Annotated in this window: 13 protein-coding genes; 6 read left to right on the top strand and 7 right to left on the bottom strand. The window is 43.6% G+C overall.

Annotated elements, in window-relative coordinates:
• Positions 1 to 42 precede the first annotated feature (42 nt).
• Together KIT51_00615 and KIT51_00610 are read left to right on the top strand one after the other, a co-directional pair.
• A complete protein-coding gene (locus tag KIT51_00615) occupies positions 43 to 2439 on the top strand; it encodes an ABC transporter permease (GenBank protein ID UYN86821.1) in 2397 nt (798 codons plus the stop codon).
• 42 nt (positions 2440 to 2481) lie between these two features.
• Positions 2482 to 4644, top strand: coding sequence for a S9 family peptidase (locus KIT51_00610; protein UYN86820.1), 2163 nt, complete (start codon positions 2482 to 2484; stop codon positions 4642 to 4644).
• A 93-nt stretch (positions 4645 to 4737) separates the two neighbouring features.
• Here KIT51_00610 and KIT51_00605 read toward each other — a convergent pair whose 3' ends face one another.
• On the bottom strand, positions 4738 to 6096 hold the full coding sequence (locus KIT51_00605; GenBank protein UYN86819.1) for an amidohydrolase family protein: 1359 nt from the start codon (positions 6094 to 6096) through the stop codon (positions 4738 to 4740).
• An 85-nt stretch (positions 6097 to 6181) separates the two neighbouring features.
• Here KIT51_00605 and KIT51_00600 point away from each other — a divergent pair, with 85 nt between their 5' ends.
• A complete protein-coding gene (locus tag KIT51_00600) occupies positions 6182 to 6748 on the top strand; it encodes a 2'-5' RNA ligase family protein (GenBank protein ID UYN86818.1) in 567 nt (188 codons plus the stop codon).
• An 11-nt stretch (positions 6749 to 6759) separates the two neighbouring features.
• Here the strand turns inward: KIT51_00600 and KIT51_00595 are convergent, their stop codons facing one another.
• From KIT51_00595 to mutY, 6 genes are all read right to left on the bottom strand, one after another.
• Positions 6760 to 7410 (bottom strand): hypothetical protein, encoded by a 651-nt coding sequence (locus KIT51_00595; GenBank protein ID UYN86817.1) that lies wholly within the window; start codon positions 7408 to 7410, stop codon positions 6760 to 6762.
• A gap of 91 nt (positions 7411 to 7501) precedes the next feature.
• Positions 7502 to 8650, bottom strand: a complete 1149-nt coding sequence (locus tag KIT51_00590; GenBank protein ID UYN86816.1) for an aminotransferase class V-fold PLP-dependent enzyme — start codon at positions 8648 to 8650, stop codon at positions 7502 to 7504.
• 196 nt (positions 8651 to 8846) lie between these two features.
• Complete coding sequence (gene gldD / locus KIT51_00585) at positions 8847 to 9437, bottom strand: gliding motility lipoprotein GldD (protein ID UYN88449.1); 591 nt, start codon at positions 9435 to 9437, stop codon at positions 8847 to 8849.
• Between the two features lie 19 nt (positions 9438 to 9456).
• Positions 9457 to 10782 (bottom strand): gliding motility-associated protein GldE, encoded by a 1326-nt coding sequence (gldE, locus tag KIT51_00580; GenBank protein UYN86815.1) that lies wholly within the window; start codon positions 10780 to 10782, stop codon positions 9457 to 9459.
• Positions 10783 to 10807: 25 nt separating this feature from the next.
• Positions 10808 to 11251, bottom strand: coding sequence for a single-stranded DNA-binding protein (gene ssb / locus KIT51_00575; protein ID UYN86814.1), 444 nt, complete (start codon positions 11249 to 11251; stop codon positions 10808 to 10810).
• 112 nt (positions 11252 to 11363) lie between these two features.
• Positions 11364 to 12425, bottom strand: a complete 1062-nt coding sequence (gene mutY, locus KIT51_00570) for an A/G-specific adenine glycosylase (GenBank protein UYN88448.1) — start codon at positions 12423 to 12425, stop codon at positions 11364 to 11366.
• Positions 12426 to 12518: 93 nt separating this feature from the next.
• Between mutY and KIT51_00565 the strand changes: the two genes are divergently transcribed.
• The 3 genes from KIT51_00565 to KIT51_00555 all read left to right on the top strand — a co-directional run bounded on the left by KIT51_00565 (position 12519) and on the right by KIT51_00555 (position 15444).
• On the top strand, positions 12519 to 12827 hold the full coding sequence (locus KIT51_00565; protein UYN86813.1) for an integration host factor subunit beta: 309 nt from the start codon (positions 12519 to 12521) through the stop codon (positions 12825 to 12827).
• Positions 12828 to 12865: 38 nt separating this feature from the next.
• Positions 12866 to 13672 carry a tetratricopeptide repeat protein gene (locus KIT51_00560; GenBank protein ID UYN86812.1) on the top strand — a complete coding sequence of 269 codons (807 nt, stop codon included), beginning with the start codon at positions 12866 to 12868 and terminating at the stop codon, positions 13670 to 13672.
• A 218-nt stretch (positions 13673 to 13890) separates the two neighbouring features.
• Complete coding sequence (locus KIT51_00555; protein ID UYN86811.1) at positions 13891 to 15444, top strand: Rne/Rng family ribonuclease; 1554 nt, start codon at positions 13891 to 13893, stop codon at positions 15442 to 15444.

Below are 15444 nucleotides of genomic sequence, written 5' to 3'. Positions count from 1 at the left end.
TATAGACTGAGTTGGGTAAGTTGGATTGCCTAAACCCCCGTCATGATCAGCAATTTTTTCAGGATTGCCCTTCGCAATTTTCAACGCAGAAAATTTTATTTCTTTCTGAATCTTCTCGGTCTTTCTATTGGGTTTGCTGCATTCGGGGCTTTGTTCCTGTTCACGGCCTATGAAGCATCGTACGATAACTTCCCGGGAGCCCACCAAGTGTTTCGAATAAAAGGTATCCGTGTTAACCAGGATGGATCATCGCGCGAATCTGTTTATGCGCCTTTTGCTGCAGGGCCGGATTTAAAAGCTTCATTCCCCGAAGTAGAGCACGAAACAAGAATCATAAAAACAGTGGGTATGTTTCGGTATGCCGATCGGTGGACCAAGTCGGAAGAGGTGGCCTATGTGAATGAAGATTTCTTTCGCGTGTTCGCGATTTCGTTACTAAAGGGAAGAACCGATGATGCTTTATCAGAAATCAATACAATGGTTATGTCATCAACTTTTGCCAAAAAAGTTTTTGGTGATGAGGATCCGATAGGCAAGCAGGTAAACTACAAAGGCCGATTGTATTACGAAGTGGTTGGCGTTTTTCCTGATTTCCCCAAAAACAGTCATTTGAAGTTTGATGCGCTGCTTTCCTTTAAAAACTATGAAGCCGTAATGCGCAAGGACATCGTGCTTGAACCCTGGCGATGGGATATACCGGTTACATACCTGCGATTAGGTATTGACGTTGATCCAACCGTCTTGCAGGAAAAAATTCCCCGATTGATTGATGAGAAGACGGGCGAGTACTTGCGACAGGTGAGTCAACAGTTTCGAATTGAGTTGCAGCCGGTAGCGTCTATCCACCTGTATTCCAATCTGGAGGGTGAGTTGGGTATAAACGGAGACGGAAAACTGGTGATGTATTTGAAGAACATTGCGCTGATCATCTTGTTGCTGGCATTTATAAACTACGTCAGCCTTTCCACTGCAAAATCAATTGAGCGATCGCGCGAAGTTGGCGTACGAAAAGTGTTGGGGAGTGCACGCGCGCAATTGGTTATTCAATTTTTAGGAGAATCGTTGATGCTGCACAGTGTAGCTTTGATTTTTGCGATCATTATAGTGATTATTGGCCGGTCGTATTGGCCGGAGTTTATTTTACCCGTTGAAGAACTTTTAGAGATACCCACTATATACTGGATACTTCTGATAACCATCTTATTCCTGGGTATTGTGGTTACCGGACTTTACCCCTCCTGGATGATATCGGGTTACGATCCGGTAAGCGTATTAAAAAGAGCGCCACGCGGAACGGGTCGTGGGGTAAATGTCCGGAAGGTTTTGGCAATCACACAATTTGTAACCTCACTGGTGTTAATTGTATGGATTTTTGTGGTGGTGGAACAATTACGGTTGATGCGCAACACACCTCTTGGATTTGAAACTAACCGTTTGGTGATTCGTGATTCGGAAGTATACGATTCCCTGTTCGACAGAAATTCAACACAATACAGGAAGGAGTTAACCAGGCTCTCGGGTGTACGACAAGTCTCTTACGTTGGAATGATACCCGGTGACCATAATCTCGCCTATTCAAGTAATGTAAGAACACTATCTGCTGCGGCTGAATCAGCCATCACACTTGAATTTATTATGGTAGATCAAAATTTTGATTCAACCTATGGATTGAAAAGTCTGGCAGGCACAGGATTTAAAGAGGAAAGTACTTCATGGAAGGAAATTATCCTGAATAAAAGCGCCATGCGAGCCGTTGGCTTCACAGACCCTGAAGATGCTATTGGTGAACGAATTCTGTTCTATAATGATACAGCAAAAATTGTTCGTGTAGTTGAAGATTTTCATTTTCATTCACCCCGCGAACCCATAAAGCCCATGGCTTTCTTATTTGTTCCGCATCTGGGGTATTATTTCACCCTCGATACAGAGCCCACGGCAACGCCTTCAGTAATTCAAGAAGCAGAAAAATTGTTTTCCACCATTTATCCGGGTCAGCCTTTTGTATATAAAATGCTGGATGATCATTTTGCCACACAGTACACGTCTGAACTTTTACTTGAACGCCTGCTTTATTTCTTTTCAGGTTTGTCCATCTGGATTACCTGCCTTGGCCTTATTGGTATGGCAACCTATGCTGCGCAGTCCCGCAAAAAGGAAATCGGAATTCGCAAGACATTAGGGGCCACCTCAGCAGAAGTATTAGTGCTGTTGTGGAAGGATCATTTTATTGTGGTTTTGATTTCGGCCCTTATTGCCACACCAATAGCCTGGTATATTGCACGCGAATGGCTCTTGGATTTCGCCACCCGCATTGAGCTTTCGGTGATGCTTTTTCTTATTCCGGTGATTGTACTTTTGTTGATTACCATGCTGGCCGTTTCTTTTCAAACCATAAAAGCAGCAGTATCCAATCCTGTGGATAGCATCCGTTACGAGTAATTTTTTTCTTTGTAGGTTTACGCACCTTTTAAATTAATCGATATGAAAAATATTTTTCTGGTTGCTCTTTTCCTTTTGCCCACACTCCTTGTTGCACAACGGGAAATTACGATTGATGATTTTACCACCCGAAATACGTTTGCCCAGCGTTCGGTGTATGGAATAAACTGGATGAACGATGGTAAATTTTATTCTTCACAAGACGGAAATAAGGTCGTTAAGTTTAATATTACCACAGGTCAGGCCGTTGAAACACTGGTGGATGGTGACGCGCTGAATACCAAACTCAATATTCAAAGTTATGAGTTCAGCAGCGATGAAAAGAAGCTGTTATTACTTACAGAGCGCGAAGGAATTTACAGGAGATCGTTTAAAGCTGAATACTACATTTATGATCTCATCAGCAAGTCGGTTCAAAAGCTTTCGGCCGGAGGAAAACAATCCTATGCAACGTTTTCACCCGATGCCACCAGGGTGGCTTTTGTTCGAGAGAACAACCTGTTCTATGTGGATCTGGCCACCATGAAAGAAATCCAGGTTACACGCGATGGCAAGTTTAATCACATCATCAACGGAAGCACGGATTGGGTGTACGAAGAGGAATTCAGTTTTGCCCAGGCTTTTTACTGGTCGCCCGATGGTAAAAGGTTGGCCTTCCATCGCTTTGATGAATCGAATGTGAAGGAATATAATTTGCAGAAGTGGAACAAAGGCGCACTTTACCCGGAAGATTATCGCTTTAAATACCCGAAGGCCGGTGAAGATAATTCGGTTGTTGAAATCTGGATACATGACCTGGCTGGCGGAACTAACACGAAGGCCGATATCGGAACGAATAAAGATATTTACATTCCTCGTGTAAAATGGACGAACAATCCTTCCGTACTCTCGGTACGAAGAATGAACCGCCTGCAAAATGTTTTGGAAATTCTTCATGTCGATGCAGCATCCGGTCGTTCAACTGTGGTGTTAACGGAGAAGAACGACAAGTACGTTGATATTGATTATTGCGATGACCTCACCTACCTGAAGGATGGAAAGCATTTTATTTATTCGAGTGAGCAAAGTGGGTACAAACATTTGTACCTGTACACCATCGATGGCAAATTGGTGAACCAGATCACAAAGGATAACTGGGAGGTAACTTCCGTAGTAGAGGTTGATGAAAAGTCAAAACTCGTCTACTACATATCAACTGAAGGGGATTATTTAAACCGCCAACTTTATTCCATTTCGCTTGACGGTAAACGGAAGACAGCGCTCACTTCAACCCTTGGTGTGCACACCATTAATATGAGTAATGATGCGCAGTACTACCTTGATTACTTCAGCAATGCATCACAACCTTTGTCTGTACGGTTGTTCCAGACAAAAGGCAACAAACAGTTAAAAGTACTCGAAGACAATGAAGCATTACGCAGCCGTATAGGTGAGTATGGTTTAGCCACAAAAGAATTTTACAAGTACCCTTCGGCTGATGGGGTAACCCAAGTGGACGCCACCATGATGAAACCACGTGATTTTGATTCGGGTAAGAAATACCCGGTAATGGTTTTTCAATACAGCGGGCCGCGCGCCTCGCAGGTTCGAAATGGTTTTAATCCTGATGCGTGGGGTCAGCTTCTTGTTCAGAAAGGATACATTGTTGTAACCATGGATACCCGCGGCACGGGTTTCCGAGGCGAGCAGTTTACCAAGCAGACGTATAAAGAAATGGGCAAACTGGAGCTTGAGGATTTGTTGGCCGGTGGAAAACATTTGGCTTCTTTACCCTATGTGGATGGCAACCGGCTTGGTATTTATGGCTGGAGTTATGGTGGCTTCATGGCCTCGTTGGTCATGACAAAAGGTGCGGGTGTTTATAAGCTGGGTATTGCCGGGGCGCCAGTAACAAACTGGCGATACTATGATAACATTTACACCGAGCGGTTTATGCAACTGCCGAAGGACAATGCTTCCGGGTATGATGATAACTCGCCCATCAAATATGCTGATAAACTTCAGGGGCATTTCTTATTGATACACGGCACCGGTGATGATAACGTTCATTTTCAAAACTCCGTAGCCTTACAAGATGCGTTGATCATGGCGGGCAAACAATTTCAATCCTTTTATTACCCGGATGATCCGCACGGAGTGCGCGGGGCAAAAAGGCGCCATCATTTACACACCATGATGACGGATTTTATTCTGAAAAATCTTTAATTTTTTGCTGGGATTGCTGCTTGTTAGAATAACATCTGAATGTTAGTTAAACTAAGCATGTCAAAGGATATGTCAGCCTGAGCTTGTCGAAGGCTACTTCTCAAGTTTCTTCAGCCCGGCATCAATCTCTTTTTTTGAGAGCCATTTACCATTCAACACAACGCCCTCAATAGATTGGGTGTGTTTGATGTCAGTAAGCGGATTGTTGGTTAGGAGAATAAGATCCGCAACAGCACCAGTGCGGATTACTCCGCTATCAGGGAGCTTTAAATACTTGGCAACATTAACGGTGCCCGTTTTAATGGCTTGGTATGGCGTTAGTCCGCAATCCACCAGGTAGGCAAGTTCGTGGTGTGTTGAAAATCCCGGAACATTAAATACCTGTGGTGCATCGCATCCTAAGAGCAACCCAACATCGTTTTTCTGACATTCAAGAATAAGTTTTCTGCGGAGCTTGATAAAGCTCTCTATAGTAGTCGCATTGTAGTTTGGATTAGCCTGTAGTGTTTTCTTACTCTGAATCCACTGATCAACAACCTTAGGATTCATGTATTTGCTATGCGGATCGTTGCGAAATTCTTCAGCATCATAGGCGGGTGAGAACCAACGCTCGGCAAGCGATTGCGTGGGGACCACCCAAATATTTTTTTCTTGCAGTGCTTTCATAAGTTTTGGAATACCGGATTCATCGGCACGGTGGCCAACAAACATTCCAAACAGACCGGCTTGTTGTTCAGTAAGCGTATCAATGCCCGGCACCAATGCTTCTACAAATCCATCGAGGTGATCGATGGAAGAATAACCTGCATCAATGGCGCGCCACACCCCAACCGCGAAAGACACGTGCCCCGCAAACGGAATTCCTAGTTCGTTAGCGGTTGAAGCAATGGCAGGAAACGTCTCAAGGTTAAGACCTGGATGTAATTTCAGAAAATCATAGCCTGCTTCTTTTTGCTTGCGAACCATTTCCGTACCAGCTTCGGCAGTTTTTACACTGATGCCATTAAAGGATGGCCCGGTGGTATAGAATCGCGGCCCGTTTATTTCCCCGCGTTGAATCATGCTTCGAAGCTCAAGGTGACGTGTGTGCCCCAGCATGCCGCGTATAGTAGTAATACCATTGGCCGCGAAAAGAAACAAAACTTCTTTCATGGGCTCCAGGTCATCGATGGGAGGCACATGCGCATGCATTTCGGCCAATCCTGGCATGAGGTACTTACTCTTGCCATCAAGTACCAGGGCATTTTTTCCGGACTTTACTTTGCTGCCCATCGCAGTAATTTTGCCATCTTTAATAAGAACGGTTTGATTGGCAATCACGCGTTCTTCATCCATAGGAATTACATTTACTGACCGGATGACAATTTCCTGCTGACGCGAGTCAACCCATTGCTGAGCCATTACATGGGAGGCTATGAACAGAAGGATAAGGGAAGATGATGAGCGGATCATAAGGTTACGGCAAAAGCCTTTTTTGATTTGAAGGATAAGTTATCAAACTTTAACCGTACATACGTATCATTTCGTATTTCTTACAATGCCGGAAAAGAAAGAAGATAGAAGGAAATTTTATTTTATTGCGATCGTACCCCCATCTCCTTTTTTTGAAGAGGTCTTGAACATAAAACGCTATTTCAGTGAGCAGTATGCGAGTCATGGTGCGTTGAAATCGCCTCCGCACATTACCTTACACATGCCATTCAAATGGAGGGAGGATAAAGAGGAAATGCTGATCGGTAAGTTGGAAAACTTTCTGCAGTCGCAGAATACGTGCTCCATCCGCTTTCAAAATTTTGGTTGTTTTCCTCCACGGGTAATTTTTGTTGACATTGAAAGGACGGAGGCATTGCAACAGTTGCAACGAAATCTTCAGCGTTTTTGTAAACAGGAATTAAAGTTGTTCAATGCAAACTACAAGGAATTGCCTTTCAACCCGCATCTTACCGTTGCCTTTCGCGACTTAAGGAAACCAGCCTTCAAAAGGGCATGGGAAGAATTCAGTAAAAAGAAATTTGAGGGAGAATTTAGTGCAGAGGCTGTTGCGCTATTAAAACATACAGGCAAACAATGGGAAGTTTTCAGAACGTTTCGCCTTGCAGAATAACTACTACAAGGTTACTGTTCACAGAAGGCCCCTTTCGCAACCCATAACTTCTTTACCTCAAACAAAAGTGTACCGCCTTTTACAGCAGGATCATTTTCAAATACTTCAGCTTGTATATCGCCTTTCATAATCAGAATTCCTCCCTCCTGATCGTCAAAAATCCCTTCAGTGATTACGTTTCCGTTTTTTGCTAATTGCTTGAGGTATTCATCATGCTTTTTCAGAAGCATGGGGTAATCACCCACAGTTTCTTTATGAATGTTGGAGCGGAAGCGTATGAAATTATACGTCACCATTTCGTAAGGTTCTTTTGCTGCACACACACCGCCTATGCGTGGTTGATACGGGAGCACATCAAGTTTCCAACGGTTAGCCTGAATGCCCGGATCGGTGCTAAGCCATGCGTTGGCTTCATCAATGGAAGTTGTGTTCAGAATAAAAATTCCACCGCCACCATCAAACGGTCCAGCCACAATAAGTTTTCCTTCTTTTGCCAACCGTGTGATGTTGGCCAGGTGCCCTTCCATAAGTTTGTCTACTTCTTCTTTGGGTAATTCTGTCTTGTCTGTTCGGGTGTTCAGAAAAACAAATGTGTACTGCTTATTTTGAGCAACGCCAGACAGGCAGAACAATAGAAAGAATGTTATGAAAATTGGGCGCATGGGTTATTTTGTTTAGACTATTAAGTCAGTCAGTTTTTTTGCCACTAAAACACAAAGACACAAAATACTCTATGAAAATAGTGTATGCACTCTATTTAGTTAGGGCTTTCAATAATTTTTGAAAATCTTTCTCTGTGTTATACACATTAGGAGCAACCCGAATGGCATTTCCCCGAAAGGAAACATATACTTTATTGCTGACTAATGACTGTTTGATTTTTTCCAGATCAAGGTTGACCGGCAGACGAATGCCAAACAAATGAGCTCCCCGCCAGTTCTCTTGTTCAATCAAAAATCCTTTTTCGGTAAGCTTTTCAATGGTGTCTTTTCCTATTTCCCCACAATACTCCTGTACTCGTTCAGGCCCCCAGTTATTCAATTGCTTGATGGCATTGAGTAGCATGGGCACTAAAATAAAATTGCTGCGCTCGCCAACTTCATAGCGTAAGGCACCTTCATGATAGGCTTGTTGATAATTAACTAGACCCGTAAAATCCTCACTGTGCAAACGGGTAATCCAGTTTTCTTCAACAGGCTTTCCATTGTTAAAATATTCACCATAGTAAGCCAGACCGATGGAATAAGGTCCCAGTAACCACTTGTACCCTGCACACACCAAGGCATCAGGTTTAATTTTTTGTACATCAAAAGGCAGTGCACCAACCGACTGTGTTCCATCCACAATAAGCAGTGCGCCTACATCCTGTGTGCGTTTTCGAATGGCTTCCAAATCGAAACGCGTTCCATCGGCCCAATGCACATGACCAATAGCTACGGCTTTTGTATTGGTGTTGATGGCCTCAAGAATTTTTTCGTTCCAACGTTTACCCCGTTCAGTAAATCCATCCGGAGGAGAAATGCTTTTTACTTCTGCCCCGTTTTCATCACACAAGCTTTTCCAGGGATAGTAGTTGCTGGGAAATTGTTCAGCGGCCACAATGATATGTTGCCCTTTTTTAATATTCATGTTTCGCACCACATTGGCCATGCCGTACGATACTGATGGAATGATAACGATGCGGTTCGGATTTTCTGCATGGATCAGGCGCGCATATTCTTTGCGAAGCAACTCCGTGTCGGAGAAAAAATCTTGCTGCGAAATGGAAATAGGATTTCTTTTTTTCCGAAGCGCCTTTACACCAACTTTTTCTGCGCTTTTCAAAAGGGGTGACATGTAAGCACAATTCAGATAACTGACATTTGGGGGTAAACTGAATTTGGCACGTTTGGAGGTCAGCATGGTTTTATCCCGGAATTGTCATTAGAAATAAGTCAGACGTAAATATATGACGAATCCTGACAGCAAACCGTCAGGATTGTCAGGATCAACCCTGACATTGAAAATGAAGGAAGACTTACTTTTAGAAGTAACTTTCAACTGCTTCATTTTCAATCGTCAGCACCTTGTGCAAAAAGGTCTAATGACTTTTTTGGGTTTATTTTTTTGACCAATCAAAAGTGTTCACCAGATGCATGATGTCTTTCTTCATGTACTCGATGGCCGGTTTTAAGGAGTCGTTGTGTACCTTGGTATTGAAGTAAAGCGCGCCACGAAGAAAGTTTTTAGTTGAATCGGTAATCGTGAACTGCATCTGACTGGGTACTTCACCTTGCAACTCAGCAACGATGGCCGTTCGGCCGAATGGGTTTTGGGTAATTACTTCATCGATGGCTGATGCTTTGATCTGATGTTTGGCAACGAGTGTATACGCATCGTTCATGAATTCTTTTAGCAGTTGCTCGTTGCTGTTAATTTCCTTGTAGGTGATATGAATATTCGATTTTAATGCGGGGTAGTACAGCTCAATCCAGTAGCGCTCATGAAAGCCGGCCGTGTCGGGCAACAAGCGCGCGTGTTTGGAAAATTCGAAGGTGTACGGAAAAGAGTCGGGCAATACCTGGTAGGAGGGTTCAGGTAAAATCAATCGGTTATACCCCATCGGCTTGGGTAAATAATCCCGCTGGCATGAAGACAAAATGATAAGAACAAGCCCAAACAAGAAAGCGCGGAACAAACGGCCACCCATAACCCGCGACCCGTAACCCTTAAAGACTCTTTTGTTCATGAACATGCACCTTCACCCGTTTTATGCGCTTCTTATCCACGGCCTCAATGGTAAAGGTAAATTGATTATACTGAATCTGATCACCGGCTTTTGGAAAACCTTTATTTATTTCCAGTATAACTCCACCCAGTGATTCGCTTTCACCCTTTATTTCATCAAAGGTGTTTGGCTCAACATCCAACGCTTTGCAAAAATCATGAAGTGAAGTTTTTCCTTCAAAGGCAAAAGTATGCTCATCAATTTTCTGATAGGCCAGTCCGGCCTCATCAAATTCGTCATTGATTTCACCGATAATTTCTTCAATCACATCCTCCAGGGTTATGAGGCCGGCCGTACCACCATATTCATCAACAACCAATGCCATGTGAATTCGTTTTTCCTGAAAATCCTTTAGTAGGGAGTCGACCTTTTTGGTTTCCGGTACGAAAAACGGAGTACGCAACAATTTTTGCCAGGCAAAACCGGCATCCTGATCCAAATAGGGTAGCAAGTCTTTTATATAGAGCAGTCCCTCAATCTTATCCAGCGACTCGCGATAGACAGGTAATCGCGAAAAGCCCGATTTATTGATGAACTCCATGAGTTCAAAGAAATTCAGCTCGCTATCAACAGCAGAAATATCAACGCGGGAACGCATGACTTGACGCACGCTGAGCGTACCAAAGTTTACAATGCCGCGCAAAATTTCTTTTTCTTCAGCGCTGGTTTCATCCGTGCTGGTGGCCAGTTCAAGGGCTTGATTTAATTCCTCAACCGTGGTTTGATAGCCTTTTTTCTCCACCCGCCTTTCCACAAAATTACTCATGGTCATTAACGGTGCGGAGATGGGCTTGCAAATTACGATAAGTACACGCCAACCGGCTGCCATGAAGCGTGCAAAGGAGAGATTATTTTTGGTGGCATATACTTTAGGAACGATCTCTCCGAAAAAGGTGAGCACAAAAGCGATCACAAAGGTTACAACGCCTACAATAATCTCTTCGGGTCTGCGTGTTCCTGAAAGTTCCCACATCAGAAAAGTAGCCAGTGTTACAATGCCTACGTTGACCGTATTGTTCATGATCAGTATCGTAGCCAGGAGTTGACGGGGTTTGCCGAGGAGTTCAAGAATTGTCTTGTCACTTCGCTCCTCACTTTCGCGACAACGGTCAAGATCTTCAGGTTTAAGAGAGAAAAAAGCAACTTCCGATCCGGATACAAGTCCGGAAATAATCAAAAGCATTGCAATTACAGCAATGCTGATCAGGTGCATCAGGCTAAGGCCCGACAAAAGTTGAAGTAGCGTATAACTGGGAGGCTCGTCCAAGCGATTTTAAATTTGGTGAAACAAATCAGAAGGGAAGATCATCCGATCCGCCTGTTTCGGCAGGCATGGACATTCCTTCTGATGAAGATGGCTTAGATGCAGGAGCATAATTTGATTCTGCACTTGAGCCACCACTGCTTTTGGTGGAAAGCATAGTCATGTTATCAGCAACCACTTCAGTGATATAACGGGTAACACCTTCTTTCTCCCATGAGCGGGTACGAAGTTTTCCCTCAATGTACACCATGTCGCCTTTGTGTAAATATTTTTGAGCAATCTCGGCCAGGCCTCTCCACAACACAATGTTATGCCACTCGGTAATTTCTTTTTTTTCGTTGGTGGTCTTATCGCGATAGGTTTCGGAGGTGGCTATGCTAAAATTTGCCACAGCAACACCGCTATCCAGATTTCTTACTTCTGGATCCTTGCCGAGTCGCCCTACGAGTATTACTTTATTTACACCTGACATGTTACTATGTTTTTAATGACTTGCTGTAACGAAAGAAGTCATCGCAACAGCAGTGTTTCGATGCCGTTGCAATGACCACTAAATCTTCACAAAAGTACCAATCTTAAGGCAACTATAAAAGGCGGAAATCGCTCAGAAAACGGCTAATGAGCACAGGTTTAGGGAGTTCACCTACCTTTTTCAGGGAATAAAAATTCAAATTGACCGAAACAGTTGATGGCTTTTCTGCAAGATTAAGGGTGATGAATTTAGCTCGAATTGATTGGTGGCTGAGTATATGTTTGTACATAACTGATGTGGATACATCGATTGTAATGGGCTTTAGTTTTTTTAAGAACAGATCATCGTTCAGCAGGTGTTCGGTTTTTACCAGGCGGGATTTTTCTATCAGGTAAAAGTCATAGAGCCCCTTCCATATATCGTTGCCCTTTCGCAAATTCATGAGTAGAGAATTTCCTTTTCGGATAACGATATAATAAAAGTATCGTCTTCTGCTTTTTTTAGAGGCCAGCTTGTAGGGTAATGCTGATTGAAGATTGCTTTTGTTCGCTATGCACGTAGCATTAAAGCTGCACGTTGAGCATTGCGGATTTTTGGGTGTGCAGTGCAACGCCCCAAATTCCATAACCGCTTGATTAAAAGTTGCCGGTTGCTTCTTGTCAAGCAATTGGTTAGCCAATGAAGAAAAATATTTTTTCCCTTCCTGTGAATTGATTGGTTTATCAATACCGAACACGCGTGCTAATACCCGAAAAACGTTACCATCAACAACCGCCACCGCTTCACCAAATGAAATTGATGCAATTGCCGCAGCAGTATACTCACCAATGCCGGGTAATTTTTTCAACTCCTCGAAGGAGGATGGGAAAACGCCCTTGTGTTTTGTTGAAATTTCTTTGGCTGCTTTGTGCAGATTGCGTGCCCGGGTGTAATAGCCGAGTCCCTGCCATAACCGCAGAACTTTTTGCTCCGAGGCAGACGCCAGGGCGTGCACATTCGGAAATTCCTGTACAAAATTTTGGTAATACGGAAGCCCCTGACTAACCCTTGTTTGTTGCAGGATTATTTCAGATAACCAAATCTTATAAGGGTCTTTAGTGTTGCGCCAGGGCAGGCTTCGCTTGTTTTGTTGATACCATTCAACGACTTTTTTAGAGAAATACCGAGCCTCCATCCCCCTGATTATCAATTTTTTCAATATTAATTTTTAATTCTGAAGCCACAAATTAACTTTGGCGTCCCATTAAGATTTTAAACATTTACGAACGTGACCAAAGCAGACATAATAAACGAAATCGCTGAGAAGACCGGGGTCGATAAGGCAGATGTAACCGCATCGGTTGAGGCTTTTTTCAGTGTTGTAAAAAACAATATGTCCAACGGCCATAACATATACATTCGCGGGTTTGGCAGCTTTATCAATAAAAAAAGAAAGAAGAAGATAGCGCGGAACATTTCCCGCAACACTGCCTTGGTAATAGACGAGCACTACGTTCCCAGCTTTAAGCCAGCTAAAATTTTTGTTAACAAAATAAAGGGTAGCGAAAAAGTAAAACTCCACGCTGAAAAAGCTTAACAGCACTATTGCTTAAGCGCCCGGCCGGGCGTACTTGTATGCTAAGAAATCGGATTATTTTAGTCGTTGTCAGTATTGCACTGATCATTCTCTTGTTCATGCTGCCCAAGGTGGTTGTGAAGAGTGATGAGCAGTCTGTATCCACTGAAACCGGGGTAAATGCTACGGCTGATCCCCACGCTGCTGCCCCGGTAACCTTGCAGCAGGCCATTGCACGTTTACGGACCGGACATGCCGCTTCAGGCTCTGGTGAAAAAAGTGCTATCTTTGCCGACTCTTTAGCAGACCTGTATTGGGAAGCCGGTAAGTTTGATAGTGCTGCCTGGTATGCCGATAAAGCTGCAACGTTCTTTAACACCATGGAAAGTTGGATCAAAGCCGGGGACAGTTATTACCAGGCGTATACCTTCGCGTTGGATCAACTCAAGCAGGATGAACTGGCTGAAAAAGCCCGACAGTATTTCACCCAGGTATTGAAAAAGAATCCTGGCAACCTGGAGGTAAAAACCAAAATGGCAATGACTTATTTGTCATCCGCAAACCCCATGCAGGGTATTACTATGCTGCGCGAGGTGCTGAATGAAGACCCTACAAATGAATCAGCGCTCTTCAATTTAGGCATGCTTTCGATCCAATCCGGTCAGTACGACCGGGCCATTGAGCGGCTAAAGGAATTAACGGCCATAAACCCGGGCCATATTCAGGCGCAGCTATTGCTGGGTGTTGCCTACGTTAACAAGGGTGAAAAAAAGCTCGCGCGCGAGCAGTTTGAAAAAGTAAAACAATTGGATACCGATCCCGCTGTACAAGCAACAGCCGACTCGTATCTGAAGGACTTAAAATAATTGTTAAACCGTCCTTTTCTGTAAGGAAAGGGACAAAAACCAAAATCATTTTATGCCAAGCGGAAAGAAAAGAAAGAAGCACAAAATGGCAACCCACAAGCGTAAAAAGCGCTTGAGGAAGAACAGACATAAGAAGAAGTAATCTCTCCATGAGGGAGGTTGCTTTCTGTTCGGGAGCCGTACACATCCGATTTTTTTAACCTTAAATCATCAACGTTTTGAGTAACGAACTAATTATCAGTAGCACTCAAAATGGATGTCGTATAGCCCTGCTGAGAGATAAAACCCTTGTCGAATTTCATGATGACCAAGAGGGAAGCAAATTCACCGTAGGTGATATTTACCTGGGCACTGTAAAAAAGGTAGTGCAGGGCCTGAATGCCGCATTTATAGATGTTGGCTATGATAAAGATGCTTTTCTCCACTATCTTGATTTAGGGCCCCAATTCAGTTCGTTACAAAAATTTACGAAACTGGTTAGGGCCAAAAAGATTTTCGGCAAGCTGGAAAAATTTACCCTTGAACCGGACATTGACAAGCATGGCAAAATAGGCCAGCAAGTGGCGAAAGGCCAGCTTATTCCGGTGCAGATCGTAAAGGAACCCATCTCTACAAAAGGGCCACGATTATCCTGCGAGTTATCATTAGCCGGGCGCTACCTGGTGCTCGTACCTTTTTCGAAAACCGTAAATGTTTCGAAAAAAATTACCAGCAGCGAAGAGCGGAAGCGCCTGTTGCGATTAATCCAATCCATAAAACCCGAGAACTTTGGTGTAATTGTTCGCACCGTAGCCGAAGGGGCCGATGTTGCCGAACTTGACAAAGACTTGCGTTCGTTGGTAAAGAATTGGGAAGATGGCATCGCCCGATTGCCCGAGGTTCAGCCCAATGAAAAGATTATCGGTGAGCTCAACAAAACCTCATCACTACTCCGCGATTTATTGAATGAGTCGTTCGACAACATTCATGTTGACGACAAGAAGATTTATGACGAAGCAAGGGCATACATTCGATCTATTTCACCCGAACAGGAAAAAATAGTTAAGCTCTATAACGGGCGCGCTAAAATTTTTGAGCATTACGGGGTTGAGAAGCAGATCAAATCGGCCTTTGGGCAAACCGTAAGCCTTCGTGCCGGTGGTTACCTGATTATTGAGCACACGGAAGCATTACATGTTATTGATGTAAACAGTGGCAATAAATCAAACCGTGAAGAAAACCAGGAAACAACCGCATTATCGGTAAACATTGAAGCCGCGAAGGAAATTGCCCGTCAGCTTCGCCTGCGCGATATGGGCGGCATTATTGTGGTAGACTTCATTGATATGAAGAACCCCGATAACCGCAAGCTGATTTATAAAACCATGCGCGATGAAATGGCGGCTGATAAGGCGAAATCAACCGTGTTGCCGTTGTCAAAATTTGGGTTAATGCAAATTACCCGCGAACGGGTAAGACCACAAGTGAATATTGCTACACTTGAAGCCTGCCCTACCTGCAATGGAACGGGTAAGATTACAGCTTCTATTTTGGTTTCGGATTTGATTGAGAAAAACCTGGATCATTTATTGGTAAAGCAAAATGAATCTAACCTGGTGTTGGCTGTTCATCCTTACCTGTATGCCTATTTCACCAAAGGAATTTTTTCGCAACGTGTAAAATGGTTTTTCAAATACAAACGCTGGGTGCATCTTGAAACGGATACCTCCATGGGGGTAACAGAATATAAATTTCTCAACAGAGAAGGTGAAGAAATTCTGGTAAAAGAATAA

It is taken from the genome of Cyclobacteriaceae bacterium (assembly GCA_025808415.1).
Classification (GTDB): Bacteria; Bacteroidota; Bacteroidia; order Cytophagales; family Cyclobacteriaceae; genus UBA2336.
The sequence above is the reverse complement of the archived record's forward strand: the minus strand, read 5'-3'. Positions and strand labels throughout refer to the sequence as shown.